The sequence below is a fragment of the Streptomyces sp. AHA2 genome (assembly GCF_036857595.1).
Lineage (GTDB): Bacteria > Actinomycetota > Actinomycetes > Streptomycetales > Streptomycetaceae > Streptomyces.
The window spans coordinates 454,723-479,778 of sequence record NZ_JAUQWJ010000002.1; the positions used below are offsets into that span (position 1 = coordinate 454,723).

Here is a 25,056-nt window from a genome sequence, read left to right on the forward strand (position 1 = left end):
CGGCCCACTGCGGGTGGCTTGGTCATCGCGGTCCCTCAACTCGTGGTCGGCGTCCGCTCCGCAACGGATGATTCCCCCGACGGAGACGGATGGCAAGTGCTTGCAGAGTCTTGCACAACTGTCCGAGTCCCCGCCGAACAGCCGGAAATCCGAGCCTCGAGGCGGTCGAGGAGAGGTCACGGCGGGATAACCATCCGCACCTCTTGCAACTTTTTGCTGCAAGGTCTTTCGCAACGCCTTGCAGCGGAGCTAATGTCACCGACGCCCGGCGGCCAACGGCGCAGTCGGCAGCACGAAACGGGCTTCACCCTCAAGGAGAACTCATGCGGCGTGGCATAGCGGCCACCGCGCTGGTGGCGTCCCTCGCCCTGGCAGCGACGGCGTGCGGCGGAAGCGACAGCGGCGACAAGGCCGACGGTCCCGTCACCATCACCTGGTGGGACACCTCCAACGCCACCAACGAGGCGCCGACCTACAAGGCCCTCGTCAAGGAGTTCGAGGCCGCCAACAAGGACGTCAAGGTCAAGTACGTCAACGTCCCCTTCGACCAGGCGCAGAACAAGTTCGACACCGCCGCCGGCTCCAAGGGCGCCCCCGACGTGCTCCGCTCCGAGGTCGGCTGGACCCCCGCCTTCGCCAAGAAGGGCTTCTTCCTGCCGCTGGACGGCACCGACGCCCTCGCCGAGCAGGACAAGTTCAAGCCCAACCTGATCAAGCAGGCCCAGTACGAGGGCAAGACCTACGGCGTCCCCTTCACCACGGACACCCTCGCCCTGGTCTACAACAAGGCCCTGTTCGAGAAGGCCGGCGTCGAGGCCCCCAAGACCTGGGACGACCTGAAGAAGGCCGCGGCCACGATCAAGGACAAGACCGGCGTCGACGGCTACTGGGGCTCGACCCAGTCCTACTACGCCCACTCCTTCCTCTACGGCGAGGGCGCCGACACCGTCGACGTCGGCGCCAAGAAGATCACCGTCACCTCGCCCGCGGCCGAGAAGGCCTACGGCACCTGGCTGAGCCTGTTCAAGGGCAAGGGCCTGCACAAGGCCGACACCACCGCCGACGCCTACGCCCACATCCAGGAGGCGTTCGTCAGCGGCAAGGTCGCCTCGATCATCCAGGGCCCGTGGGAGATCACGAACTTCTACAAGGGCTCGGCGTTCAAGGACAGGGCCAACCTGGGCATCGCCACCGTCCCGGCCGGCTCCAGCGGCAAGGCCGGCGCCCCGACCGGCGGCCACAACCTGTCGGTGTACGCGGGCTCGGACAAGGCCCACCAGGAGGCCTCGCTGAAGTTCGTGAAGTTCATGACCGGCGCGAAGGCCCAGGAGACCATCGCGCTGAAGAACAACACGCTCCCGACGCGCGACGACGCCTACACCGCCGAGGTCAAGGCCGACCCGGGCATCGCCGGCTACCAGGGCGTGCTCGCCGCCGCCCAGCCGCGGCCGGAGCTGCCCGAGTACAGCTCGCTGTGGACGCCGCTGGACGACGAACTGCTCGCGATCGCGGGTGGCAAGAAGTCGCTGGACGAGGGGCTGAAGAGCGCCGAGACCTCCATCGCCAAGCTGCTCCCGGACTACAGCAAGTAGGCCCCGTGGCCGCCGGATCCTCCAGCGCAGAGGGGGAAGGATCCGGCGGCCGTCGGCCTGTGTGCCGTATCCCCTGATCTCCAGCTGATCTCCAGTTCGCGAAGAAGGTTGTCGAACATGACAGTCGCCATCGACCGAGCGACCGGCAAGCGGAGCGGTGACCGCGGTCCCCGGTCCGGGCTGGGCCGGCGCCTCAGGCACAGCTACCAGAAGCACTGGTACGCCTACGCGATGATCGCGCCCGTGGCCGTCGTGCTCGGCGTCCTCGTGCTGTACCCCCTGGCCTACGGCTTCTACCTGACGCTGACCGACGCGACCAGCCTCAACACGGCCCGGACGATCGGCGTCAACGAGATCGAGGCCACCTACAAGTTCATCGGCTTCGACAACTACGCCGACATCCTGTGGGGGGAGACCGCCTACGACCGCTTCTGGTCGCACTTCATCTGGACGATCGTGTGGACGGCCCTGTGCGTGGCCCTGCACTACTCCATCGGCCTGGGCCTGGCGCTGCTGCTCAACCAGAAGCTGCGCGGGCGCACCTTCTACCGGCTGATCCTCATCCTGCCGTGGGCCGTGCCGACCTTCGTCACCGTCTTCGGCTGGCGCTTCATGCTCGCCGACTCCGGCATCATCAACTCCGGCCTGGAGATGCTGCACCTGCCGAGCCCGGCGTGGCTGGAGGACACCTTCTGGCAGCGTTTCGCCGCGATCATGGTCAACACCTGGTGCGGCGTGCCGTTCATGATGGTCTCCCTGCTCGGGGGCCTGCAGTCCATCGACTCCTCCCTCTACGAGGCCGCCGAGATGGACGGGGCCAGCCGCTGGCAGCAGTTCCGCTACGTCACCCTGCCGGGCCTGAGGTCGGTCAGCTCCACCGTGGTGCTGCTCGGCGTGATCTGGACGTTCAACCAGTTCGCCATCATCTTCCTGCTGTTCGGCAACACCGCCCCGGACGCGCAGATCCTCGTCACCTGGGCCTACCAGCTCGGCTTCGGACAGCAGCCGCGCGACTTCGCGCAGTCGGCCGCCTACGGCATCCTGCTGCTCGGCATCCTGATCGTCTTCACCTCCTTCTACCGCCGCTGGCTGAACCGCGATGAGCAGCAGCTCGCGATCTGAGGCAGGAGTCCCCATGAGCACCACGACCGTCCAGCAGTCCGCGGGCGGGGCCCCGGCCCCCGCCGTCGTCCCCGCACCCGCCCCCGCGCGCCGGCCCGGCCGCCGCGGCGCGGCCGGGAGCCTGCTCTCCCACGGCCTGCTGATCCTCGCGAGCCTGATCGCGCTCTTCCCGATCGCCTGGCTGATCTTCCTGTCCCTCGGCCCGGACAAGGACGACTACCTGCACCCCGGGCGCATCTGGTCGAAGATGACCCTGGACAACTACAGCTTCGTGCTCCAGGAGACCGCCTTCTTCCACTGGCTGCAGAGCACGCTGATCGTGTCGCTGGGAACCACGGTCATCGGAGTGGTCATCGCCGCCACGACCGGGTACGCCGTGTCGCGCATGCGCTTCCCGGGTTACAAGAAGTTCATGTGGGTCCTGCTGTGCACGCAGATGTTCCCCATCGCCGTGCTGATCGTGCCGATGTACCAGATCCTGTCGAGCCTGCAACTCGTCGACACCTACTTCGGCCTGGTCCTGGTCTACTGCTCGACCGCGGTGCCCTATTGCGCCTGGCTGCTGAAGGGCTACTTCGACACCATCCCGTTCGAGATCGACGAGGCCGGCCGCGTCGACGGGCTGACGCCCTTCGGCACGTTCTTCCGGCTGATCCTGCCGCTCGCCCGGCCTGGTCTGGCGGTGGCCGCCTTCTACAGCTTCATCACCGCCTTCGGTGAGGTCGCCTTCGCCACCGTGTTCATGCTGGACGACGAGAAGTACACCTTCGCCGTCGGCCTGCAGAGCTTCATCAGCGAGCACGACGCCCAGCGCAACCTGATGGCCGCGACCGCGGTGCTCATCGCGATACCCGTCTCCGCGTTCTTCTACCTCGTGCAGAAGAACCTGGTGACCGGGCTCACCGCCGGCGGCACCAAGGGCTGACCCGGCGCCCCCACGGGCGTCGCCGAACGGCCTCACCAGCCCGAGGCGGCCGCGGTGCCCATCCGACCCCGCTGTGCCGCGGCCGCCTCGTACCACCTCACGTCCCATGACCACACCCTCGTTACGCCTCAAGGACGACATGAGCCAGCACTCAGCTGCACCTGCCCCCAGCCCCACGTCCGCCCTGGCCGTCGCCAAGCGCCGCGACTGGTGGCGGGACGCGGTGATCTACCAGGTGTACCCGCGCAGCTTCGCCGACAGCAACGGCGACGGCATGGGCGACCTGGAGGGTGTCCGCACCCGTCTTCCGTACCTGCGCGACCTCGGCGTGGACGCCGTGTGGCTCAGCCCCTTCTACGCCTCGCCGCAGGCCGACGCCGGTTACGACGTCGCCGACTACCGCGCCGTGGACCCCATGTTCGGCAACCTCCTGGACGCCGACGCGCTGATCCGCGACGCCCACCACCTCGGCCTGCGCGTCATCGTCGACCTCGTGCCCAACCACTCCTCCGACCAGCACGAGTGGTTCAAGCGGGCCGTCGCCGAGGGCCCCGGCTCCCCGCTGCGGGAGCGTTACCACTTCCGCCCCGGCAAGGGCGCCGACGGCGAACTGCCGCCCAACGACTGGGAGTCCATCTTCGGCGGCCCGGCCTGGACCCGGGTCACCGAGCCCGACGGCACCCCCGGCGAGTGGTACCTGCACCTGTTCGCCCCGGAGCAGCCCGACTTCAACTGGGAGCACCCGGCGGTCGGCGACGAGTTCCGCTCCATCCTGCGGTTCTGGCTGGACATGGGCGTCGACGGCTTCCGCATCGACGTCGCCCACGGCCTGGTGAAGGCCGAGGGCCTGCCGGACCTGGGATCCCACGACCAGGTGAAGCTGCTGGGCAACGATGTCATGCCGTTCTTCGACCAGGAGGGTGTGCACGAGATCTACCGGCAGTGGCGGCTCGTGCTCGACGAGTACGCGGGGGAGCGGATCTTCGTCGCCGAGGCGTGGACGCCCACCATCGAGCGGACCGCGCACTACGTGCGTCCCGACGAGCTGCACCAGGCCTTCAACTTCCAGTACCTGAGCACCCACTGGGACGCCGCCGAGATGCGCGAGGTCATCGACCGCACGCTGGAGGCCATGCGCCCGGTCGGCGCCCCCGCCACCTGGGTGCTGTCCAACCACGACGTGACCCGGCACGCCACCCGCTTCGCCAACCCGCCCGGTCTCGGCACCCAGATCCGCCTGGCCGGCGACCGGGAGCTGGGCCTGCGCCGCGCACGCGCCGCGAGCCTGCTGATGCTGGCCCTGCCCGGTTCGGCCTACGTCTACCAGGGCGAGGAGCTCGGCCTGCCGGACGTGGTGGACCTGCCCGACGAGGTGCGCCAGGACCCGGCGTACTTCCGGGGGGCCGGCCAGGACGGCTTCCGCGACGGGTGCCGGGTGCCCATCCCGTGGACCCGCACCGGCACGTCGTTCGGCTTCGGCGACGGGGGCAGCTGGCTGCCGCAGCCGGAGAGCTGGGGCGAGTTGAGCGTCGAGGCGCAGACCGGGGTGCCCGGTTCGACCCTGGAGCTGTACCGCGCCGCCCTCGCCGCCCGGCGCGAGCACCCCGACCTCGGCGCCGGGACGTCCGTGGAGTGGCTGCGGGCGCCCGAGGGCGTACTCGCCTTCCGACGCGGGGAGTTCGTCTGCGTCGCCAACACCACGGGCGAGTCCGTGGCGCTGCCGGCCTACGGCCGGGTGCTGGTCGCGAGCGGGGAGATCGTGCTCACGGACGACGAGGCCAAGGTGCCCGCCGACACCACGGTGTGGTGGACCACCGCGCAGGCCGACTAGTTTTCCCGCTCGATTTCGTACGGCCCGCTGCCCTTTCGGGCGGCGGGCCTTTACCATCTGCGTCACCGCAAGGTTTCTGAACTTTGCAGCAAGAGCCTTCAACGGAGAAGGAAACCCCACATGGCACGCAGATACCTCTCCGCCGCCGTCGCGCTCGCCGCGGCTGCGGTTGTCATGCACCCGACTGGCGCCCAGGCCTCCCCACCGGGCACCAAGGACGTCACCGCCGTCCTGTTCGAGTGGAAGTTCGCCTCCGTCGCCCGCGAGTGCACCACCACCCTCGGCCCCGCGGGCTACGGATACGTGCAGGTCTCCCCGCCCGCCGAGCACATACAGGGCCCGCAGTGGTGGACCTCGTACCAGCCGGTCAGCTACAGGATCGCCGGACGGCTGGGGGACCGCGCCGCCTTCCAGAACATGGTGAACACCTGCCACGCGGCCGGTGTGAAGGTCGTCGTCGACACCGTCATCAACCACATGGCGGCGGGCAACGGCACCGGCACCGGCGGCTCGTCGTACACCAAGTACAACTACCCCGGCCTGTACTCCTCGTACGACTTCGACAACTGCACCTCGCAGATCAGCAACTACCAGGACCGCGGCAACGTCCAGAACTGCGAGCTGGTCGGCCTCGCCGACCTCGACACCGGCGAGGACTACGTCCGCAGGACCATCGCCGGGTACATGAACGGCCTGCTGTCCCTCGGCGTGGACGGCTTCCGCGTGGACGCGGCCAAGCACATGCCGGCCGCCGACCTCGCGAACATCAAGTCCCGGCTGAGCAACCCGTCGGTGTACTGGAAGCAGGAGGTCATCTTCGGCGCCGGCGAGGCCGTCCAGCCCACCGAGTACACCGGCAACGGCGACGTCCAGGAGTTCCGCTACGCCTACGACCTCAAGCGGGTCTTCACCAACGAGAACCTCGCCTACCTGAAGAACTACGGCGAGGGCTGGGGCTACATGAACAGCGGCGTCTCCGGCGTGTTCGTCGACAACCACGACACCGAGCGCAACGGCTCGACCCTCAGTTACAAGGACGGGGCCAACTACACCCTGGCCAACGTCTTCATGCTGGCCTGGCCCTACGGCGCCCCCGACATCAACTCCGGCTACGAGTTCACCGACCACGACGCCGGGCCGCCCAACGGGGGCCAGGTCAACGCCTGCTGGCAGGACGGCTGGAAGTGCCAGCACAACTGGCCCGAGATCAAGTCCATGGTCGCCTTCCGCAACGCCACGCGCGGCCAGGCCGTCACCAACTGGTGGGACAACGGCGGCGACGCCATCGCCTTCGGCCGGGGCAGCAAGGGCTTCGTGGCCATCAACCACGAGCCGGGCTCCCTGACCCGGACCTACCAGACCTCGCTGCCCGCGGGCACGTACTGCAACGTGCAGAGCAACACGCCGGTGACGGTGAACTCCAGTGGCCAGTTCACCGCCACGCTCGGCTCGAACACCGCCCTGGCGATCCACGCGGGCAAGTCCGGCTGCTAGCCGCCGACTCCCGTGCGCGCGGCCCCGCACGCCACCTCGCGTGGCGGCCGGGGCCGCCGTGCCGGACCGACTCCGGTGGTTGAAAACTCTTTCTCATGGTTTCACGACTCTTGCTGTAAGGGTTTCGGCGGCGATACGGTCGCGCGGGGTCGGACCCGAGAGAGCCGCAATCGCTAGGAGCCCATCTGTGATACCGAGATGGCCGGTGCCGTCCAGGCGCCGAAACGCCCGTGCCGGACGGGTCGGCGCGGTCACCGCCGCCGCGCTGGCCGCCACACTCGTCCAGCCGCTCGCCGCCGGGGCGGCCACCCCGCCGGCGCCGCCGTCCGACGCCGCGCTGGCCGCCCAGCCGGCCCGGCACGACGCCACCCGGGAGCAGTTCTACTTCGTCCTGCCCGACCGCTTCGCCAACGGCGACCCGCGCAACGACAGGGGTGGCCTGACCGGTTCACGCCTGTCGACCGGCTACGACCCGACCGACAAGGGCTTCTACCAGGGCGGCGACCTGAAGGGCCTGACCAGGAAGCTCGACTACATCAAGGGCCTGGGCACCACCGCCCTGTGGATGGCCCCGATCTTCAAGAACCAGCCCGTGCAGGGCACCGGCGCCAACGCGTCGGCCGGCTACCACGGTTACTGGATCACCGACTTCACCCAGGTCGACCCGCACTTCGGCACCAACGAGGACCTCGAGAACCTCATCGACAAGGCCCACGACAAGGGCATGAAGGTCTTCTTCGACGTCATCACCAACCACACCGCCGACGTCGTCGACTACGAGGAGAAGTCCTACGACTACCTCTCCAAGGGCGCCTTCCCGTACCTGACGAAGGACGGCGTGCCCTTCGACGACGCCGACTACGCCGACGGGCGGCGCGGCTTCCCCGAGGTCGACCGGGACTCCTTCCCGCGCACCCCGGTGGTCCCGAAGAAGAACAAGGTGCCGTCGTGGCTCAACGACCCGACGATGTACCACAACCGCGGCGACTCCACCTTCGCCGGTGAGAGCTCCACCCACGGCGACTTCTCCGGCCTCGACGACCTGTGGACCGAGCGGCCCGAGGTCGTCGACGGCATGGAGCGGATCTACCAGCGCTGGGTGCGGGACTTCGACATCGACGGCTTCCGGATCGACACCGTGAAGCACGTCAACATGGAGTTCTGGACGCAGTGGGCCACCGCCCTCGACGCCTACGCCGCCGAGCGCGGCCGGGACGACTTCTTCATGTTCGGCGAGGTCTACTCGGCGGACACCGACGTCACGGCCCCGTACGTCACCCAGGGCCGGCTCGACGCCACCCTCGACTTCCCCTTCCAGGAGGCGGCCCGCCAGTACGCCTCCCAGGGCGGCAGCGCCCGCAAGCTCGCCGGTGTCTTCGGCGACGACTACAAGTACACGACCGGCAGGGCCAACGCCTACGAGCAGGTCACCTTCCTCGGCAACCACGACATGGGCCGCATCGGGTCGTTCCTGAAGCAGGACAACCCCAAGGCCACCGACGCGCAGATCCTCGCCAAGGACAAGCTCGCCAACGAGCTGATGTTCCTCAGCCGCGGCAACCCGGTCGTCTACTACGGCGACGAGCAGGGCTTCGCCGGGCCGGGCGGCGACAAGGACGCCCGGCAGACCATGTTCGCCTCGCGCACCGCCGACTACCTCGACGACGACCGCATCGGCACCGACGCCACGCACGCCGAGGACGCCTACGACACCGAGGCGCCCCTCTACCGCCAGATCAGCGCCCTCGCCAAGCTCCGCAAGGCCCACCCGGCGCTGACCGACGGCGTCCAGCAGGAGCGGTACGCGGCCGACGGCCCGGGCGTCTACGCCTTCTCCCGCACCGACCCGAAGACCCGCACCGAGTACGTCGTCGCCTTCAACAACGCCGGCGAGAAGAAGAGCGCGACCTTCCCGACCGGCTCGGCCGGCATGACCTTCCAGGGCATCCACGGCACCCGCGCCTCCGTGAAGAGCGACGGCGACAGGAAGCTCACCGTCACCGTCCCGGCCGGCTCCGCGATCGTCCTCAAGGCGGCCGGCAAGCTCGCCGAGCCCGCCACCGCACCCGCGCTCACCCTCAAGGCCCCGGCGGCCGGCGCGACCGGCACCGTCGAGGTCACCGCCGACGTCGACGGCGGGCAGCTGAACCGGGTCGTGTTCGCCGCGCAGACCGGCAACGGCAAGTGGCGGGTCCTCGGCTCCGCCGACCACGCCCCCTACAAGGTCACCCACACCGTCGGCAAGGACGTGGCACCGGGCACGGCCCTGCGCTACAAGGCCGTCGTGGTCGACTCGGCCGGCCGCACCGCGAGCGCCCTGGCCGCCTCCACCACCGGCACCCCGCCCGCCCCCGAGCCGCCCACGGCCTCCTCCCGCGACTACGCGATCGTCCACTACAAGCGCGCGGACGGCGACTACGCCGACTGGGGCCTGTACGCGTGGGGCGACCTCGCCGAGGGCGAGGCCACCGAATGGCCGAAGAGTCACCCCTTCACCGGCCGGGACGCCTACGGCGCCTTCGCCTGGGTCAAGCTCAAGCCCGGTGCCTCGAACGTCGGCTTCCTCGTCATCGACAAGGACGGCAACAAGGACGTCTCCACCGACCGCACGATCGACGTCACCAGGACCGGTGAGATCTGGATCGAGCAGGGCAAGGACACCGTCACCACCGAACGGCCCGACCTCCCGGCGCCCGACAAGGGCAAGGCCGTCCTGCACTACCACCGCGCCGACGGCGCCTACGACGGCTGGGGACTGCACGTCTGGACCGGCGCCGCGCACCCCACCGACTGGTCCGATCCCCTGAAGCCGGTGAAGACTGACTCCTATGGCGCAGTCTTCGAGGTGCCGCTCACCGAGGGTGCCACCAGCCTCAGCTACATCCTCCACAAGGGCGACGAGAAGGACCTGCCCACCGACCAGTCGCTCGACCTCAAGGCGAACGGCCACGAGGTGTGGCTGGTGAGCGGCCAGGAGAAGTACCTGCTCCCGCAGCCCGCGGGCAGTGCCGCCACCCTCGACCTGACCACCTCCAAGGCGGTCTGGATCGACCGGAACACCCTCGCCTTCAACGGCTCCGAGGCCGCCGCCTCCACCCAGCTGCTGTCCTCCCGCGACGGCTCGATCAAGGCCGAGGACGGCGTCCTGACCGGCGACGCGAAGTGGCTGCGCCTGGCGAAGAGCGAGCTGACCGACGCCCAGAAGGTGAAGTTCCCGCACCTGAGGGAGTACGACGCCTGGACCGTCGACGCCCGTGACCGCGACCGGGTCCGCGAGGCCCTGCGCGGCCAGGTCGTGGCCACCCAGCGAGCTGCCGGCGGAGCGGTGCTCGCGGCCACCGGCGTCCAGATCGCCGGTGTCCTCGACGACCTGTACCCCGGCGCCACCGAGGCCGACCTGGGACCCACCTTCGCCAAGGGCCGCCCCACCCTGTCCGTGTGGGCGCCGACCGCGCAGTCCGTGGCCCTGGAGATCGGCGCCAGGACCGTGCCGATGAAACGCGACTCCGCGACCGGCGTCTGGTCCGTCACCGGCCCGGCGTCCTGGAAGGGCGAGCCCTACCGCTACACCGTGAAGGTCTGGGCGCCCGGCGTCCGCAAGGTCGTCACCAACAAGGTCACCGACCCCTACGCCCTGGCCCTGACGGCCGACTCGAAGCGCAGCCTCGTCGTCGACCTGGACGACAAGGCGCTGAAGCCGTCCGGCTGGTCCTCGTACACCAAGCCCAAGGCCGTGCCGCTGCGGGACGCCCAGATCCAGGAGCTGCACATCCGGGACTTCTCCGTCGAGGACCGCACGGCGAAGCACCCCGGCACCTACCTCGCCTTCACCGACAAGGCCAGCGACGGCAGCAAGCACCTGCGCGAGCTGGCGAAGGCGGGCACCTCCTACGTCCACCTGCTGCCCGCGTTCGACATCGCCACCATCCCCGAACGCCGGGCCGACCAGGCGAGGACCGACTGCGACCTGGCCTCCCACCCGGCCGACTCCGAGAAGCAGCAGGAGTGCATCGGCAAGATCGCCGCCAAGGACGCCTACAACTGGGGCTACGACCCGTTCCACTACACGGTCCCCGAGGGCTCCTACGCCACCGACCCGGACGGCACCGCCCGTACGGTCGAGTTCCGCAAGATGGTCAAGGCCCTGAACGACGACGGACTGCGGGTCGTCATGGACGTCGTCTACAACCACACCGCCGCAAGCGGCCAGGCGGAGACCTCCGTCCTGGACCGGATCGTGCCCGGCTACTACCAGCGGCTCCTCGCCGACGGCTCGGTCGCCAACAGCACCTGCTGCGCCAACACCGCCACCGAGAACGCCATGATGGGCAAGCTGGTCGTCGACTCGATCGTCACCTGGGCCAGGGAGTACAAGGTCGACGGCTTCCGCTTCGACCTCATGGGCCACCACCCGAAGGCCAACATCCTGGCCGTGCGCAAGGCCCTGGACGAGCTGACCCTCGCGAAGGACGGCGTGGACGGCAAGAAGATCATCCTGTACGGCGAGGGCTGGAACTTCGGCGAGGTCGCCGACGACGCCCGGTTCGTGCAGGCCACGCAGAAGAACATGGCCGGCACCGGCATCGCCACCTTCTCCGACCGGGCCCGTGACGCCGTGCGCGGCGGCGGCCCCTTCGACGAGGACCCCGGCGTCCAGGGCTTCGCCTCCGGCCTCTACACCGAACCCAACTCCTCGAAGAGCAACGGCACCGAGGCCGAGCAGAAGGCCCGCCTGCTGCACTACCAGGACCTCGTGAAGGTCGGCCTGACCGGCAACCTGAGCGCCTTCACGTTCACCGACACCAGCGGCAAGGAGGTCAAGGGCTCCGAGGTCGACTACAACGGCGCACCCGCCGGTTACGCCGACGCCCCCGGTGACGCCCTCGCCTACGCCGACGCGCACGACAACGAGTCCCTGTTCGACGCGCTCGCCTTCAAGCTGCCGGTGGACACCACGGCCTCCGACCGGGCCCGGATGCAGGTCCTCGCCATGGCGACGGCCACCCTCTCGCAGGGCCCGGCCCTCTCCCAGGCGGGCACCGACCTGCTGCGCTCCAAGTCCCTGGACCGCAACTCCTACGACAGCGGCGACTGGTTCAACGCCATCCACTGGGACTGCGCCGACGGCAACGGCTTCGGCCGCGGACTGCCCCTGGCGGCCGACAACGCCGACAAGTGGCCCTACGCCGAGCCGCTGCTGACCAAGGTCGAGGTGGGCTGCGAGCAGATCCGGGGCACCTCCGCCGCCTACCGCGACCTGCTGCGCATCCGCAGCACCGAGAAGGACTTCTCCCTCGGCACGGCCGCGCGGGTGCAGTCCCGGCTGTCCTTCCCGCTGTCCGGCAAGGACGAGACGCCCGGCGTGATCACCATGCGGCTCGGTGACCTCGTCGTCGTCTTCAACGCCACGCCCCGGCAGCAGGAGCAGCGCGTGTCCGCACTCGCCGGGACCGGCTACCGGCTGCACCCGGTGCAGGCGGCGGGCGCCGACGCCACCGTGAAGTCCGCCGCCTACGCGCGGACCTCCGGCACCTTCACCGTGCCGGCGCGCACGGTCGCGGTCTTCACCCGGACCGCGGGGTAACGCGGATCCCGTGCGGGCGGGGCGGACCGCGACCGGCGGCCCGCCCCGCCCGCCGTTAGGGTGAGCACACCGACCCGGAACAGGAGTGCCGATGCCGCAGATCACCGTCGACTATTCCGCCGACCTCGCGGACGCCTTCGACCGGCCCGGGTTCGCCAGGGCGCTGCACGAGGCGACCGTCGAGATCGCGGCCGCCAGGCCGCCCGCGTGCAAGACCCGCTTCCGCCGCACCGAGGACATCGTGGTCGGCCCCGAGGCCGGCGGCCACGCCCACGTCCACATCCACATCGCGCTGCTCGCCGGCCGCACCGAGGAGACCAAGGCGCGGCTCACCGAGGCCGCGCTGGAAGCGCTGCGGACCCATCTGAAGCAGCCCGGGGGTCTCGCCCTGCACGCCTCCGCCGAGGTCCGCGACCTCGACCCCTCCTACGCCAAGTACGAGAGCTGAGCCCGCTCAGCCCGCCAGGGCGATGAGCCGGCCGACCAGGTGCGCGAACGGGCCGTCGGCCGGCTCGTCCCGGAGGGCCGCGCGCAGCAGCTGCGCCATCTCCTCGTCGTAGGCGGCGCTGACGGCGGCGAGCGCGGCGAAGTCGTTGACGAGCTGGGGCTCCAGTTCCTCGCGCGGGATGCGCCGCCCGTCCAGCCAGATGAGCGCCGTCGATTCGGCCAGCGAGATCCAGGACCGCACCACCAGCTCCAGGCGCGGGGGCGGATCCGTCACGCCCAGGTGCGAAAGGATCTGGACATACGCGGCCTGCCGTACCGAGTCGACGAGCGCGTTGGTCGTCGACGAGCCGACGGCCGGGCCGCCGCGCATCAGGGCGGAGAAACCGGGCCCGTGCTCGTCCACGAAGTCGAAGTAGCGGCGCATCACCCGCAGCAGCCGGGCCCCGAGCGGACCCTCGTGCGGCTCCACGAACCGGCCCGCGAGATCGTCCGAGGCACGCTTCAACGCCGCCTCGTACAGGCTGAGTTTGCCGGGGAAGTAGTGATAGACAAGCGGCCGCGAGATACCCGCGGCCGACGCTATCTCGTCGATGGAGACGTCGTCGGGCGAGCGGCGGCTGAACAGTTCGAGGGCGACGCCGATCAACTGCTGCCGCCGCTCCTCGACTCCCATTCTGCGGCGAACCCCGGTAGTCATACGAACACCTTACCGATCGAATCCGGCCTCGAACGGGCCGGACCGAGCGGGGACGCCCGCCGAAGTGTCCCTGACGACTGCGGGAAGCCGCTCGTCAGCGCAGTCCGCCGACGGAACGCCCGTCCTTCAGCGTCCCCTTGAGGTCGGCCTGCGCGCCCGGCTCGGCCGGCACGGTCAGCAGGCTGCCGCGCGCCGACCCCTCGACTCCGCCCGCGGCCCGGATCGACGCCGTGTTCCGGCTGCCGGCGGCCAGCAGGTACCAGTCGCCCACCTCCGACTTCCACAGCACCCCGGCCAGCACGTGCGGATCACGCGCCCCGCACGCCGGGACGTTCTCCGCCTTCGCCGTGACCGCCCCGAACGCCCCGCCGGGCGTGTGGAACTGCGCCAGCACCCGGGCACCGCCCCCGCGCCAGGTCTCGGCCCGGGTGCACACCCACACCGCCGAGCCGCTCGCGTCGGGCAGCCGCTGCTCGTTGAACGCCCAGGCGTTGACGCTGCGCACACCGGCGGAACGCAGCGTGCCCAGGGAACAGGCGAACGGCGCCCAGCCGTGCAGCGCCCCGGGCCGCGACGCCTCGCCCGGGGAGCCGGGCCGCCCCGCGGTGAGCCGCGCCGGGACCAGTTCGCCGAGGTCGGTCAGCAGCCGGGTGCCGGTTCCTTCGTCCAGCTGCAGCACGTTCCACGACGTGCACGGGCCCGACCGCAGCGCCGGGCTGGCCAGCGGCGCGGTCACCCCGTCGGTGAGGGTCAGGTCCATCGCCCCGGAGGCGGGCTTCGCGAGGTCCCGCTCGCCCGCCTTCCTCACCCAGGGGGCCGTCAGGTAGCGCACGTTGCCGTCGGCCCGGCCCAGGACCACCGCGCCCGACTCGGCGCGGCCCGCGCCGTCGACCCGGGCGAAGTCGAGGGCCGCGCCCTGGGTGCCGTCCTTCGGCTCGGCGTACCGGGCGATGCGCAGCCCGTCGTGGAGGATCACCACGCGCGCCGCGTCGACCGTCCCCGCGAACAGCAGCTGCGGCGGCCCGGCCGGGCCGCCGGACGGGGTGCCCGGCGTCGCCGAGACCTGCACCGTCCCGCCCGGGCGGGCCCACACCGCGAGGGCGCGGCGCAGCAGGGCCTCGTCCCCGGTGAGGTCGCCGCGGGCGGGCCACACGGAGAAGTCCGTGCGCGCCGAGCTGCGCCACGCGTCGGGGGGAACCCTGGTCAGCTTCGCCGGGTCCAGGGCGGCCTGGGCGGCCGGATTGCGCGCGTACGGCGGTGCCGCGGCGCCGTCGGGGCCCCAGCCCTCACCGGGCAGCCCGAGCAGCGCCCCGCACACCAGCAGGGCCGCCCCGGCGGCCAGAGCGGCCTTCAGGTGCTGGCGGCGGCGCATCAGGTCCGTGGGGCGGGCCTGCAGTGAACACGGATCGAACTCGGGCGAGTCGAGCAAGGCGTACTGCGCGGGGACCGTGCCGGCCTCCCGCAGGGCGTCCTCGGGGTCGGCGGCGCCGGCCGCCGCGAGGACCTCGCACACGCCCTCGTCGGTCAGCCGCTCCAGACCGCGCAGCGCGTACGCAGCCCGGGCCGGCCCGGACAGAGCGGACAGTCGCTGGTCCAGGGCGAGTTCGTCGGCTCCGCCGGAGCGCGGGAACAGTCTCAGGCCCCACACCTGCGGCAGCAGCGCGGGCAGCTGGGAGCGCTTGGGCCACGCCCCGAACCGCAGCGGCCGTCCCGCCTCCAGCGCCGTGCGCAGCACCTGGAGCCGGACGAGGGCGTAACCGGGGTCACCGTCCCGGCCGCTCCCCGGGCGCTCGGCTCCGTCCGCCGGGCGGGCACCCGCGGTCTGGGCCGGAATGACCGGCGAGGCCGTGCGGTTGCGGGGCAGCGCGCGCTGGGTGAGGGCGTGTGCGGTCAGGACCCGCCTGCTGCGGCCCAGGCGCGGAGGCAGCACCAGATAGGCCAGGCGGACCAGTCGTGGGTAGTGCTCGACGAGGGCGGCCTCGGCCTGCTCGACGTCGATGACCGGGCCGGCGGGGGCGGAGGGTGCGGGGCGCTGGGCGACATCCTGTGACTGCACGTTCAGCAGAACGAGCGAATCGGCGGTTGGTCACCTGACTGCGGAGCGTCACACCCCGGGGGACTCGGCGGGCTCCACGAGCAGCCGGGCGTAGTTCGCCATCGACCGCTGGTAGCGCGGCAGATGCGGGGCGAGCGCGCCCAGCACCAGCGACAGCGCCTCGCGGTCACGGCCCAGACTCGACAGGCACAGGGCGAGGGTGGCCCGCACCGGATCGTCCAGCTCGTCGGAGGGGGCGTCCAGTTCGGGCGTCAGCAGCGCCACGCCCTCCTCGGCGTGCCCGATGTTGCGCAGGGAGCTGGCCAGCTGGATCTTCGTCCGGCGGGTCTTGTAGCGGCTGACGCCGGACAGGCCGCGCCGCAGAGCCTCCCGGTACAGCGGCACCGCCAGGTCGGAGCGGCCGGTGGAGTCCCACGCGCAGGCCTGCTCGAACGGCCCGAGCGGGCTGTCCGCGGGCAGTTCGGCGACGAGGGCCTCCACGTCGGCGCGGAAGCGGGCCTCGTCCTCCTCCGTCTCGGCGTAGTCGTCGAAACGGTCCCACAGGGCGCTCACGCGATCTTCCCAGTCCTGGTCCACCGGGCCACCCTCGCACAGAAGTACCCCTGCGGACAGACGGATTTGAGTGCTTCGGGCTTCGCGGCCGTATCGAAGGCGAGAGCCTCGTGCCGGGGCTCCGTGCGGCATGTGCCCGGCCCGTGCCGTGACCAGGACCGTGCCGTGATCAGGACCGGAGGAACAGATGAGGGTGACCCGACCGATGCTCGCGCTGAGCGGCGCGGTGGCGATACTTGCGCTGGCCGGCTGCGGATCCGGCGGTGAGGACGAGGCGGCCGTCCCGGAGGCGGTGACTGGCAGCCTGGAGCACATCGCGGCCGAGGCCGAGTGCAAGCCGAACATGCAGACCGACGCGGACACCATCCGCCAGGCCCTGTGCAGGAAGGGCGGGGAGAAGTACGTCCTCGCCACCTTCGCCACCGACCGGGGTCAGCGCGAGTGGCTCAACAGCGCCAAGGACTACGGCGGGTACTACCTCGTGGGCCGCAAGTGGGTCGCCGTGGGCCAGGAGAAGACGGTCATGGCGTTGCAGGGCACCCTCGGCGGGACGATGGAGGAGGGTTCGGCGCACATGAACCCCGGCGGCAGCCACAACCGCGGTGGCCACCACGGCTGAGGACGCGGGAAGCGGCCGGAACGAGCGAAAGCCGGCGGTGGGAATCCCCACCGCCGGCTTTCCCGTGACCGGGGACTACTGGCAGTCCTCACCGCTGTTGATGCACTGGACCATCTCGTTCATCAGGTCCTCGTCGAAGAAGTTGATGAAGTCGTTGTGGTCGGTGATCGGCTTGTGCAGCTGCTCCGGGAAGGAGTCCACCGCGAAGGCGTTCCGCACCTGGCCGTTGTCGATCTGCGGCGCCTGGACGTCGTAGACCAGGCGGACCTGGAGCTGGGGGATGGCCTTGAAGCCGTTGGAGCAGCTGCCGTCCGCCTCCACGAAGTCCACGTGGGTGCGGTGGTTGGCGCTGTCGATGTTCTGGCCGTCCCAGCAGCTCTGGAAGTTGGACGTGCGCACCACGGAGCTGCCGTCGGGGCAGATCGGGTACTTGTCCGTCACCTGCCGGTCCTCGAAGCCGGTGCAGCTCCAGGAGGTGTTGGCGTTGTTCAGGCCGTTGGTGAGGGACTTGGCGTCACCGGTGATGATGCGCAGCGCCCTCGGCATGGCGACGACGTCGCTCGTGCGGTTGCCGACGAACTTCAGCTGGGCCTCGGCCGGCTCGACGATCTTGCCGACGTTGCCGTCCTGACCGCCGCCGGGCTGGCCCTGGTCGATGTCCTGCGTACCGTCCTGGATGCGCAGCACCGGCCAGAAGTACGAGGACTTGTCGCCCTGGTTCTGGCAGGTGGTCTCGGCGCCGGCCAGGTCCTCGTCGCTCGCGAAGGCGTTGTTGCTCTGGTTGCCGACGTAGTCGTGCTGGTGCTGGGCGCCGTTGGACACGCCGGGCGCCACGATCACGTTGTCCGAGTTGCGGTTCTCGTTCTGGTTGGTGCCGCAGGACGTGGTGAACGTGCCGGTGGAGCCGCTGTCGCCGTTCGCGGGCAGGCCGTTGGGCAGGTTCCGGCTGCCCGGCTGGACGTCCTCGATCCTGATGAAGTCGTCCGCCACGGGACCGTTGCCGCCCTGGCCGCCGTTGCCGCCCTGACCGCCGCCGTTCTGACCGCCGCCGTTCTGGCCGCCGTTCTGGCCCTGGTCCTGGCCGCCGTTGTTGTTCTGGCCGCCGCCGTTCTGCCCGCCGCCGTTGCCGTCGTTGGTGTTGGCGTCGGCCGCCATGCCGCGGCACTTGGCGAGCTGGCCGAGGTTGCGCGGGGCCTTGCCGCCCACCCGCCGGATGTTGATGCCGATGCGGTCCAGGGCCGCGGTGCGCTTCGACTTGAGCGGGCCCAGGATGGCGTTGTCGACGAAGCCCGGGTCACCGGCCTGCGCCCGGCGCGTGGAGGCGAGCCGGGAGTACGCCTCGCTGATCTGCTTGTCGAGGTTCGCCAGCTCCTTGTCCACCCCCCGGCGGGCGCGTTGGGGCACCGACGTCAGTTTCTGGCCGACGTCCGGGCACTGGATCGTGGCGATCTGCCAGCCCGCGGACTTCGTCCGGTTCGCCGGGTTCGACTCGTGCGCCGATGCGTAGAAGTTCGCCCAGATCAGCCCGCCCCCACCGAGCGCTAGGGCCGCCGATGCGGCAATGGCCTTGGTGGCCAGCGGCGTACGGCGTTTTCTTGTGTTGCGTCCCATGGAACTCCTCTGACTTCCTTTTTCGGGGGCATCGAGGCGCCCGACAGGAGTGAAGCGGCCCCCTTCCATACGGAGGCCGCCCCACAGGTGTTCAGAGGTACCGGGAATTGGTGGGAGATCCGTGAGGAATCTGTTCCCTCAACAGCCCCTGGAAAACCGGCAGTTGCCGATCCCGTACCCAGGGTGAGGGAGGTGGGCCGGATTCACCGGCCGTGGTCGAGATGGGCGAGAACCGCCAACACGCGCCGGTTGTCGTCGTCCGAGACCTCCAGGCCCAGTTTGGCGAAGATGTTCGCGGTGTGCTTGGCGACGGCCCGTTCCGTCACGACCAGCTTCCCGGCGATCGCCGCGTTGGACCGGCCCTGCGCCATCAGTTCCAGCACCTCCCGCTCCCGGGGCGTCAGCCGCGCCAGCGGCCGGTCCTCACCCGACTGCCGCGCCAGCAGCTGCTGGATGACCTGCGGATCCATCGCCGTCCCCCCGGCGGCCACACGCCGCACCGCGTCCACGAACTGCTCCGCGTCGAAGACCCGGTCCTTGAGCAGATAGCCGACCCCGCCGCTGCCGTCGGCGAGCAGCTCGCGCGCGTACAGCTGTTCCACGTGCTGGGAGAGCACCAGCACCGGCAGCCCGGGCCGCCCGCGACGGGCCTGGAGGGCGCACTGCAGTCCCTCGTCGGTGTGCGTGGGCGGCAGCCGCACGTCGACCACGGCGACGTCCGGGTCGAGTTCCGCCAGCGCGGCGGCCAGTTCGGGCCCGGACTCGACGGCCGCCGCGATCTCGAAGCCGTGCGCCTGCAGCAGCCGGACCAGGCCGTCGCGCAGCAGGAACAGGTCTTCGGCCAGGACTACGCGCAAGGGATCTCCATGGTGACCATGGTGGGGCCGCCCGCGGGGCTGCTGACGGCCAGGACGCCGTCGAATGTACCCAGTCGCCGCTCCACCCCGGCCAGCCCCGAACCGGCCCCGACCACCGCGCCGCCCCTGCCGTTGTCCGTGACGGTCGCCCGCAGCATGCCGTCCGCCCGGTGCAGGTCGACCCAGATCCGGTCGGCACCGGAGTGCTTCACGGCGTTGGCGAGCACCTCGCTCACCGCGAAGTATGCGGCCGACTCCACGGGCGCCTCCGCCCGCCCGGGCAGGTCGACGGTCACCTCGGTGGCCACCGGCAGCCGCAGCGCCAGTGCCCGCACCGCGTCGCCCAGCCCCCGTTCGGCGAGGACCGGCGGGTGGATGCCGCGCACCAGCTCGCGCAGCTCGGCCAGGGCCTCGACGGAGGAGGCGCGGGCCTGAGCGATGAGCACCCTGGCCCGGGCCGGGTCCTTGTCCAGCAGGGCTTCGATGGTGCCCAGGTCCATGCCGACGGCGACCAGCCGGGCCTGGGCCCCGTCGTGCAGGTCCCGCTCGATGCGCCGCAGTTCGGCGGCGGAGGCGTCGACCGCGTCGCGCCGGGTCTCGGTGAGCACCCGCACCCGCTCGGCCAGTTCCTCCTGGTTGCCGCCGAGCACGGCCCGGGTCAGCCGGAAGTGGACGTCCAGCAGGCGCGGGGTGAAGAAGTGCGCGAAGAACAGCAGGACCAGTCCGAGGGCCGCCGCACCGAAGGCGGACGCCTGCCCCGTCACCGGCACGAAGCCGTACCAGTACCCGTCGGGGAAGACCCGCCACAGGCCGATGGCGAGCGCGAAACCCTCCAGCGGGTAGAGCAGCAGCACGGCCGGGAGCAGCGCGGTGACGAACCCCGCGGTCATGTCGACCGGCAGCCACGCCAGGTCCCGCCAGGTCGCCGGATCGCGCAGCATCCCGAAGGTGCGCGCCCACGGGTTGGCGTCCTTCGGCAGCGGCCGGTACGCGGGCGGGATCCGCACCCCGCCCCACTCGGCCGCGAGCAACCGCCGCCAGTTCGTGAAGGCGCGGACACCCGTCAGCACGTACGGCGTCGTGACGATCCCGACGCCGATCGGAATGAGCCCGATGGAGAGCAGGGACAGGCAGAGGCACAGCACCGCCCCCGGCAGGCCGACGAGGGCCAGGGCCAGCCCGCGCACCGCGGCGAGCCCGATCCGCCGTCCGTCGATCCGCCCGTCGCCGTTCTTCGTGTCGGTGGTCATGGCGCCAGTCTCGCCGAGCGCGCCGGACCGGTCACGGGGCCGGGCCACCGGACCGGTGGTGGTGCTACCTACACCCCCGGGGCGGCCGGACGCGGTGGCTCACGCCCTCCCGAGCACCTTCGCCTCCACCTTGGGATCGAGGCCCGGCCGGGGCCGGTCGGGGCGCTGCGGGGCCTCGCCTCCGCGCTCCCGGAGCCACCTCCAGGTGTCCGACACGGTCTCCTCGACGGGCCGGCAGGCCAGTCCCGCCCCGACCGCCCGGGAGACGTCCGCGCCGTGCAGGGCGTCGTGCAGGTCGCTGCCCGGCGGCACCCACACCGGCAGCTGTGTCCACGGCTCGATGCCGGCGTCGAGGATCACCCCGGGCTCGGTCCAGCGCAGCTCGGCCCGCCCGCCGGTGACCCGGACGCAGGCCTCCAGCAGACGGCCCATGGTGGCGTGCCCCTGCGGACCGATCAGGTTGTACGGCCCGCTCAGCCGCCGCTGCGCCGCGTGCAGGATCCACGCGGCCAGGTCACGGACGTCCACGTACTGCAGGGGCAGCTCGCGCGGGCCCGGGGCCAGCACGGGTCCCCCGCGCGCGGTCCGCTCCAGCCACCAGGGGAGCCGGCCGATGTTCTCGTACGGGCCGAGGATCAGGCCCGACCGCACGAGCACCGACCGGTCCTCGCCGAAGGCGTCCAGCACGGCCAGCTCACCGCCGCGCTTGTCCCGCGCGTAGTCCGTCTGCTCCGCCTCGGCCGAGGCGCCCTGCACCAGGGGGGCGTCCTCGCCGTACCCGGCGGGCGGGGCCCAGGCGTACACCGAACAGCTCGACACGTACACGTAGTGGGCTGCGCGGTCCCGCAGCAGCCGCGCCGCGTCCGCCACCGCGCGGGGCGCCGCCGACCAGGTGTCCACGACGACGTCCCACTCGCCGGTGTCACCGGCCAGGGCGGCGAGGCCCCCGGGCGCGGTCCGGTCGCCCAGCAGCGTCCGCGCGCCCGGCGGGGCCTGGTGCCGCCCCCGGTGGAAGACGGTCACGTCCCAGTCCCGCTCCAGCGCCGCCTCGACGACGGCCCGCCCCACGAACTCCGTACCACCCAGCATCAGCAGCCTCATGCCGTGCACTCTGCCCTCAGCAGCGGCGGGAGGGAACGGTCGTCTGCTCTCGGCAGAGGCGGGCAGAGGCAGAGGCAGGCGGGGGCGGGCGGTCGCCGCACCGGGCCGATCGGGTCGCGGGACGGGCCGCGCGGGTCGCCGGACGGACCGTCAGCGGACCGCCGGGGGAACGTACTTGTAGCCCACGCGGCGCACGGTGCGGATCGTGTCGCGGTGCTCCGCGCCCAGCTTGCGGCGCAGCCGGGCGACATGGACGTCGACCGTGCGGCCGTCGCCCACGTGCCCGTACCCCCACACCGTGCCGACCAGTTGGTCGCGGGTGTGGACCCGGCCCGGGTGGGCGACGAGATGGGCCAGCAGCTCGAACTCCAGGTACGTGAGGTCCAGCGGCCGCCCGGCCACCTGGGCGGTGCGCTGCACGGTGTCGACGCGGATCAGCGCGTCGCCGCCCGGCTCGGGCGCCGCCCCGGACGCCGTCGTCACGGCCCGGTCCGGCACGGCCACCGGGAACGGCGGCTGCTGGTCGGCCGGGACGAGCACCAGGTAGCCGACCATCGGCGGCTGCCCCGGCAGGATGGGCAGGGTGTGCTGCGGCGCCGGCAGCCAGGTGGCCCCCGGCGGCAGCAGGTCCGCCACGGTCACCACCTCGTCCCGGTCGACGGCGCGCAGCCGGTGCCGGGGGCCGTGGGCCGAGGGGGCGGTGAAGGGGGCGGCGGGGGACAGGGAACGAGTGGTCGCCATGAGAGGTCAGCTCTTTCGCGCGAGGAGTTCGTCGGGGAGGTCGACGGCCGCGGGTTCGTGGTCGGGCTCGCCGAGGGACGTACGCGGTTCGCGCTGGCCGAAGGCCGGGTGGACGGCTTCAGAGGGCCTGCGCGTGCGTCGCGCGGCAACACAGCCGGTCGAAGTCGTGGTCCTGGCGGGACGGCCAGAAGGGCTCGAGGTCATGGCGACCCGTCGCGGCGTTCTTCCGGTAGCTGGCCATGGCCCCATTGAAGCAGACGTCCCCGCGATGCAGGCACCCTTCTCTCAGCACCCGGACACCTTCCGACGGGCCGGCGTCCGTCGACGTGCCTCCTCATCAGCGTTTCCGCCCCGGCGGGGACGTCATCGCGACAGTCTTGCCGGGGCACCCGTCCCACCGGGTGGACAGTCCGGTTCCCCGGGCCGGCACGCGGCGAGGGGGCGTCCACCGCGCGGTGGACGCCCCCTGGAAGCCGGGTGACGGACCGGTCAGACCTGGCCGGCCTTCTCCAGCGCCGAGCAGCACGTGTCGACGAGCAGCCGCGTCACCACGTACGGGTCGACGTTGGCGTTGGGACGGCGGTCCTCGATGTAGCCCTTGCCGTCCTGCTCGACCTGCCACGGGATGCGCACCGAGGCGCCGCGGTCCGAGACGCCGTAGGAGAACTTGTCCCACGGGGCGGTCTCGTGCAGGCCCGTCAGGCGGTCGTCGATGCCGGCGCCGTAGTTCTTGACGTGGTCGAGCGGCTTGGAGCCCTCGCCGAGTGACTCGCAGGCGGTGATGATCGCGTCGTAGGACTCGCGCATCGCCCTGGTGGAGAAGTTGGTGTGCGCACCGGCGCCGTTCCAGTCGCCCTTGACCGGCTTGGGGTCGAGGGTGGCGGCGATGTCGAAGTCCTCGGCCGTGCGGTAGAGCAGCCAGCGGGCCACCCACAGCTGGTCGGAGACCTCCAGCGGCGCCAGCGGGCCGACCTGGAACTCCCACTGGCCCGGCATGACCTCGGCGTTGATGCCGGACAGGCCGAGACCGGCCTTCAGGCAGTTGTCGAGGTGGGCCTCGACGACGTCACGGCCGAAGATCTCGTCGGCGCCGACACCGCAGTAGTAGCCGCCCTGCGGGGCCGGGAAGCCGCCCTTGGGGAAGCCGAGCGGGTAGCCGTCCTTGAAGAACGTGTACTCCTGCTCGATGCCGAAGATCGGCTCCTGCGCCGCGAACCTCTCGGCCACCTCGGCCAGCGCGGCCCGCGTGTTGGTGACGTGCGGGGTGAGGTCGGTGTTCAGCACCTCGCACAGGACCAGCACGTCGTCGCCGCCGCGGATCGGGTCGGGACACGTGAAGACCGGCTTCAGGACGCAGTCCGAGGAGTGGCCCTCGGCCTGGTTGGTGGAGGACCCGTCGAAGCCCCAGACCGGCAGCGCGTCCAGACCGGCGGGCGAACCCGGGATGATCCTGGTCTTGGAACGCAGTTTGGCCGTCGGCTCGGTGCCGTCGATCCAGATGTACTCAGCCTTGAAGGTCACGGGCCACATCCTTCGGGGTGTGCTCGGGCGCGTATCGCGGGTGCTGCGGCGCTGCCGCATTGAGGCGCCGCGAGGTGCTGCCCGGCAGCCTGGCAACAGGCGATTTCCCGGCCGTTGCCCGTATGTGAACCCCGTGTTACCCGGTGGCGCCGTGCACCGGCTCCCCTCCGTCGAACCGGTGCACGGCGCCGCCCGGAGCCGCACGCACGCCGGTCCTGCCACCCCTGGCCGGGGGTGGCAGGACCGGTGACACGTACGAGGGGGCGGCCGAGGGGTGGACCGCCGCCTCATGGACTCATCCGGTCCTCCGGCCTCACCCCACCTTCTCGATCACGGCCCGGCGGATCAGGAACTTGCCGGGCTCACGGACCTGTTCGAAGGCCGCGTTGTTCAGCAGGACGCAGCTGCCGGAGACCGACGTGACCTCCACCGTCGTGGACTTGTTGTTGTCCAGGTTGGTGACCTTCAGCTTCGTGCCGGCCGGGAACTGGTTGCTGGACGCGGCGGGCGCACCGCCCTCGCCGGAGAGCGTGACCGTGGAGCCGTTGCACACCTGCTGTCCGGCCGCGGCTCCGCCGCCGGGGTTCGCCGCGGGCGCGGAGGCGGCCGGCTGCGAGGGCTGCGCACCCCCGGCCTGCTGACCGCCGCCGGCCTGCTGACCGCCGCCGCCCTGCTGGCCGCCCTGAGCGGGCTGCGAGGGCTGCGCGGCTTGGGAGTCCTGAGCCGACTCCCCGACCGTGCAACCCGACGCCTCCTGCTTCCGCTTGATCTCCGCGACGACCGCCTCGCGGTTGGCGATCCGCGCCTCGGACTGGGCGTCCGGGTCGGCCCGCTGGTCCGCGATGAACTTCTGGTTGTTGCCCAGGGCGGTGGCGAGGCCCAGACAGACCGTCGATTCCGACGCGGACTTGGGGGTCTGCGCGGCGTTCGACGTGCTCGCCATGACGAAGGCCCCGCCTCCCGCCACGGTCGCCGCACCGACCAGCAGCGCGATCTTCTTCTTCGTGCCGAGAGTTCTCCTGCGCGACATGCGCGCCTCCTGAAGAGGTAGGGGAG

The 25,056-nt window shown here is 71.2% G+C and carries 19 protein-coding genes; 8 read left to right on the forward strand and 11 right to left on the reverse strand.

The window, feature by feature from the left end; genetic code table 11:
• Nucleotides 1-323: 323 nt before the first annotated feature.
• The 7 genes from Q5694_RS06150 (at nt 324) to Q5694_RS06180 (ending at nt 12,996) form a co-directional block, all read left to right on the forward strand.
• On the forward strand, nt 324-1,592 hold the full coding sequence (locus Q5694_RS06150) for an extracellular solute-binding protein (RefSeq protein WP_333931015.1): 1,269 nt from the start codon (nt 324-326) through the stop codon (nt 1,590-1,592).
• A gap of 117 nt (nt 1,593-1,709) precedes the next feature.
• Nucleotides 1,710-2,714 (forward strand): carbohydrate ABC transporter permease, encoded by a 1,005-nt coding sequence (locus Q5694_RS06155; RefSeq protein WP_333931016.1) that lies wholly within the window; start codon nt 1,710-1,712, stop codon nt 2,712-2,714.
• A 13-nt stretch (nt 2,715-2,727) separates the two neighbouring features.
• On the forward strand, nt 2,728-3,639 hold the full coding sequence (locus Q5694_RS06160; RefSeq protein WP_333931017.1) for a sugar ABC transporter permease: 912 nt from the start codon (nt 2,728-2,730) through the stop codon (nt 3,637-3,639).
• A gap of 139 nt (nt 3,640-3,778) precedes the next feature.
• On the forward strand, nt 3,779-5,470 hold the full coding sequence (locus Q5694_RS06165) for a glycoside hydrolase family 13 protein (RefSeq protein ID WP_333931018.1): 1,692 nt from the start codon (nt 3,779-3,781) through the stop codon (nt 5,468-5,470).
• Between the two features lie 120 nt (nt 5,471-5,590).
• Nucleotides 5,591-6,964, forward strand: coding sequence for an alpha-amylase (locus Q5694_RS06170; protein ID WP_333931020.1), 1,374 nt, complete (start codon nt 5,591-5,593; stop codon nt 6,962-6,964).
• Nucleotides 6,965-7,151: 187 nt separating this feature from the next.
• A complete protein-coding gene (pulA, locus tag Q5694_RS06175; RefSeq protein WP_333931021.1) occupies nt 7,152-12,548 on the forward strand; it encodes a pullulanase-type alpha-1,6-glucosidase in 5,397 nt (1,798 codons plus the stop codon).
• A 91-nt stretch (nt 12,549-12,639) separates the two neighbouring features.
• A complete protein-coding gene (locus Q5694_RS06180) occupies nt 12,640-12,996 on the forward strand; it encodes a 5-carboxymethyl-2-hydroxymuconate Delta-isomerase (protein WP_333931022.1) in 357 nt (118 codons plus the stop codon).
• Nucleotides 12,997-13,002: 6 nt separating this feature from the next.
• Here the strand turns inward: Q5694_RS06180 and Q5694_RS06185 are convergent, their stop codons facing one another.
• The 3 genes from Q5694_RS06185 to Q5694_RS06195 form a co-directional block, all read right to left on the reverse strand.
• Nucleotides 13,003-13,692 (reverse strand): TetR/AcrR family transcriptional regulator, encoded by a 690-nt coding sequence (locus Q5694_RS06185; protein ID WP_333931023.1) that lies wholly within the window; start codon nt 13,690-13,692, stop codon nt 13,003-13,005.
• A 94-nt stretch (nt 13,693-13,786) separates the two neighbouring features.
• The gene (locus tag Q5694_RS06190) at nt 13,787-15,748 is read right to left on the reverse strand and encodes a hypothetical protein (protein WP_333931024.1); all 1,962 of its coding nucleotides are present in this window, start codon (nt 15,746-15,748) and stop codon (nt 13,787-13,789) included.
• Between the two features lie 48 nt (nt 15,749-15,796).
• The gene (locus Q5694_RS06195) at nt 15,797-16,324 is read right to left on the reverse strand and encodes a tetratricopeptide repeat protein (protein ID WP_333931025.1); all 528 of its coding nucleotides are present in this window, start codon (nt 16,322-16,324) and stop codon (nt 15,797-15,799) included.
• 163 nt (nt 16,325-16,487) lie between these two features.
• On the opposite strand from Q5694_RS06195, the gene Q5694_RS06200 reads away from it, so the two are divergent.
• A complete protein-coding gene (locus tag Q5694_RS06200) occupies nt 16,488-16,919 on the forward strand; it encodes a hypothetical protein (protein WP_333931027.1) in 432 nt (143 codons plus the stop codon).
• Between the two features lie 75 nt (nt 16,920-16,994).
• Here the strand turns inward: Q5694_RS06200 and Q5694_RS06205 are convergent, their stop codons facing one another.
• From Q5694_RS06205 to Q5694_RS06240, 8 genes are all read right to left on the reverse strand, one after another.
• Nucleotides 16,995-18,530 (reverse strand): DUF1996 domain-containing protein, encoded by a 1,536-nt coding sequence (locus Q5694_RS06205; RefSeq protein ID WP_333931028.1) that lies wholly within the window; start codon nt 18,528-18,530, stop codon nt 16,995-16,997.
• A 203-nt stretch (nt 18,531-18,733) separates the two neighbouring features.
• A complete protein-coding gene (locus Q5694_RS06210; RefSeq protein ID WP_333931029.1) occupies nt 18,734-19,387 on the reverse strand; it encodes a response regulator transcription factor in 654 nt (217 codons plus the stop codon).
• Nucleotides 19,378-20,637, reverse strand: a complete 1,260-nt coding sequence (locus tag Q5694_RS06215) for a sensor histidine kinase (protein ID WP_333931030.1) — start codon at nt 20,635-20,637, stop codon at nt 19,378-19,380. The genes Q5694_RS06210 and Q5694_RS06215 overlap by 10 nt, the downstream gene beginning before the upstream one ends.
• Before the next feature lie 99 nt (nt 20,638-20,736).
• Nucleotides 20,737-21,738 carry an NAD-dependent epimerase/dehydratase family protein gene (locus tag Q5694_RS06220; RefSeq protein ID WP_333931031.1) on the reverse strand — a complete coding sequence of 334 codons (1,002 nt, stop codon included), beginning with the start codon at nt 21,736-21,738 and terminating at the stop codon, nt 20,737-20,739.
• Between the two features lie 150 nt (nt 21,739-21,888).
• Nucleotides 21,889-22,479 carry a winged helix-turn-helix domain-containing protein gene (locus Q5694_RS06225; RefSeq protein WP_333931032.1) on the reverse strand — a complete coding sequence of 197 codons (591 nt, stop codon included), beginning with the start codon at nt 22,477-22,479 and terminating at the stop codon, nt 21,889-21,891.
• Nucleotides 22,480-22,597: 118 nt separating this feature from the next.
• On the reverse strand, nt 22,598-22,720 hold the full coding sequence (locus Q5694_RS06230; RefSeq protein WP_333931033.1) for a hypothetical protein: 123 nt from the start codon (nt 22,718-22,720) through the stop codon (nt 22,598-22,600).
• A gap of 248 nt (nt 22,721-22,968) precedes the next feature.
• Nucleotides 22,969-24,000 carry a glutamine synthetase gene (gene glnII, locus Q5694_RS06235; RefSeq protein WP_333931034.1) on the reverse strand — a complete coding sequence of 344 codons (1,032 nt, stop codon included), beginning with the start codon at nt 23,998-24,000 and terminating at the stop codon, nt 22,969-22,971.
• Between the two features lie 313 nt (nt 24,001-24,313).
• Nucleotides 24,314-25,030, reverse strand: a complete 717-nt coding sequence (locus Q5694_RS06240) for a hypothetical protein (protein ID WP_333931035.1) — start codon at nt 25,028-25,030, stop codon at nt 24,314-24,316.
• Nucleotides 25,031-25,056 lie beyond the last annotated feature (26 nt).

Bases quoted from the DNA above. Each gene is read 5' to 3' on its own strand.
- Q5694_RS06185 (WP_333931023.1), bottom strand. From the start codon at position 13,692: ATGACTACCGGGGTTCGCCGCAGAATGGGAGTCGAGGAGCGGCGGCAG.
- Q5694_RS06230 (WP_333931033.1), bottom strand. From the start codon at position 22,720: ATGGCCAGCTACCGGAAGAACGCCGCGACGGGTCGCCATGACCTCGAG.
- Q5694_RS06205 (WP_333931028.1), bottom strand. From the start codon at position 18,530: ATGGGACGCAACACAAGAAAACGCCGTACGCCGCTGGCCACCAAGGCC.
- Q5694_RS06180 (WP_333931022.1), top strand. From the start codon at position 12,640: ATGCCGCAGATCACCGTCGACTATTCCGCCGACCTCGCGGACGCCTTC.
- Q5694_RS06240 (WP_333931035.1), bottom strand. From the start codon at position 25,030: ATGTCGCGCAGGAGAACTCTCGGCACGAAGAAGAAGATCGCGCTGCTG.
- Q5694_RS06150 (WP_333931015.1), top strand. From the start codon at position 324: ATGCGGCGTGGCATAGCGGCCACCGCGCTGGTGGCGTCCCTCGCCCTG.
- Q5694_RS06170 (WP_333931020.1), top strand. From the start codon at position 5,591: ATGGCACGCAGATACCTCTCCGCCGCCGTCGCGCTCGCCGCGGCTGCG.
- Q5694_RS06200 (WP_333931027.1), top strand. From the start codon at position 16,488: ATGAGGGTGACCCGACCGATGCTCGCGCTGAGCGGCGCGGTGGCGATA.
- Q5694_RS06220 (WP_333931031.1), bottom strand. From the start codon at position 21,738: ATGAGGCTGCTGATGCTGGGTGGTACGGAGTTCGTGGGGCGGGCCGTC.
- Q5694_RS06155 (WP_333931016.1), top strand. From the start codon at position 1,710: ATGACAGTCGCCATCGACCGAGCGACCGGCAAGCGGAGCGGTGACCGC.
- Q5694_RS06215 (WP_333931030.1), bottom strand. From the start codon at position 20,637: ATGACCACCGACACGAAGAACGGCGACGGGCGGATCGACGGACGGCGG.
- Q5694_RS06225 (WP_333931032.1), bottom strand. From the start codon at position 22,479: ATGGCGACCACTCGTTCCCTGTCCCCCGCCGCCCCCTTCACCGCCCCC.
- Q5694_RS06160 (WP_333931017.1), top strand. From the start codon at position 2,728: ATGAGCACCACGACCGTCCAGCAGTCCGCGGGCGGGGCCCCGGCCCCC.
- Q5694_RS06165 (WP_333931018.1), top strand. From the start codon at position 3,779: ATGAGCCAGCACTCAGCTGCACCTGCCCCCAGCCCCACGTCCGCCCTG.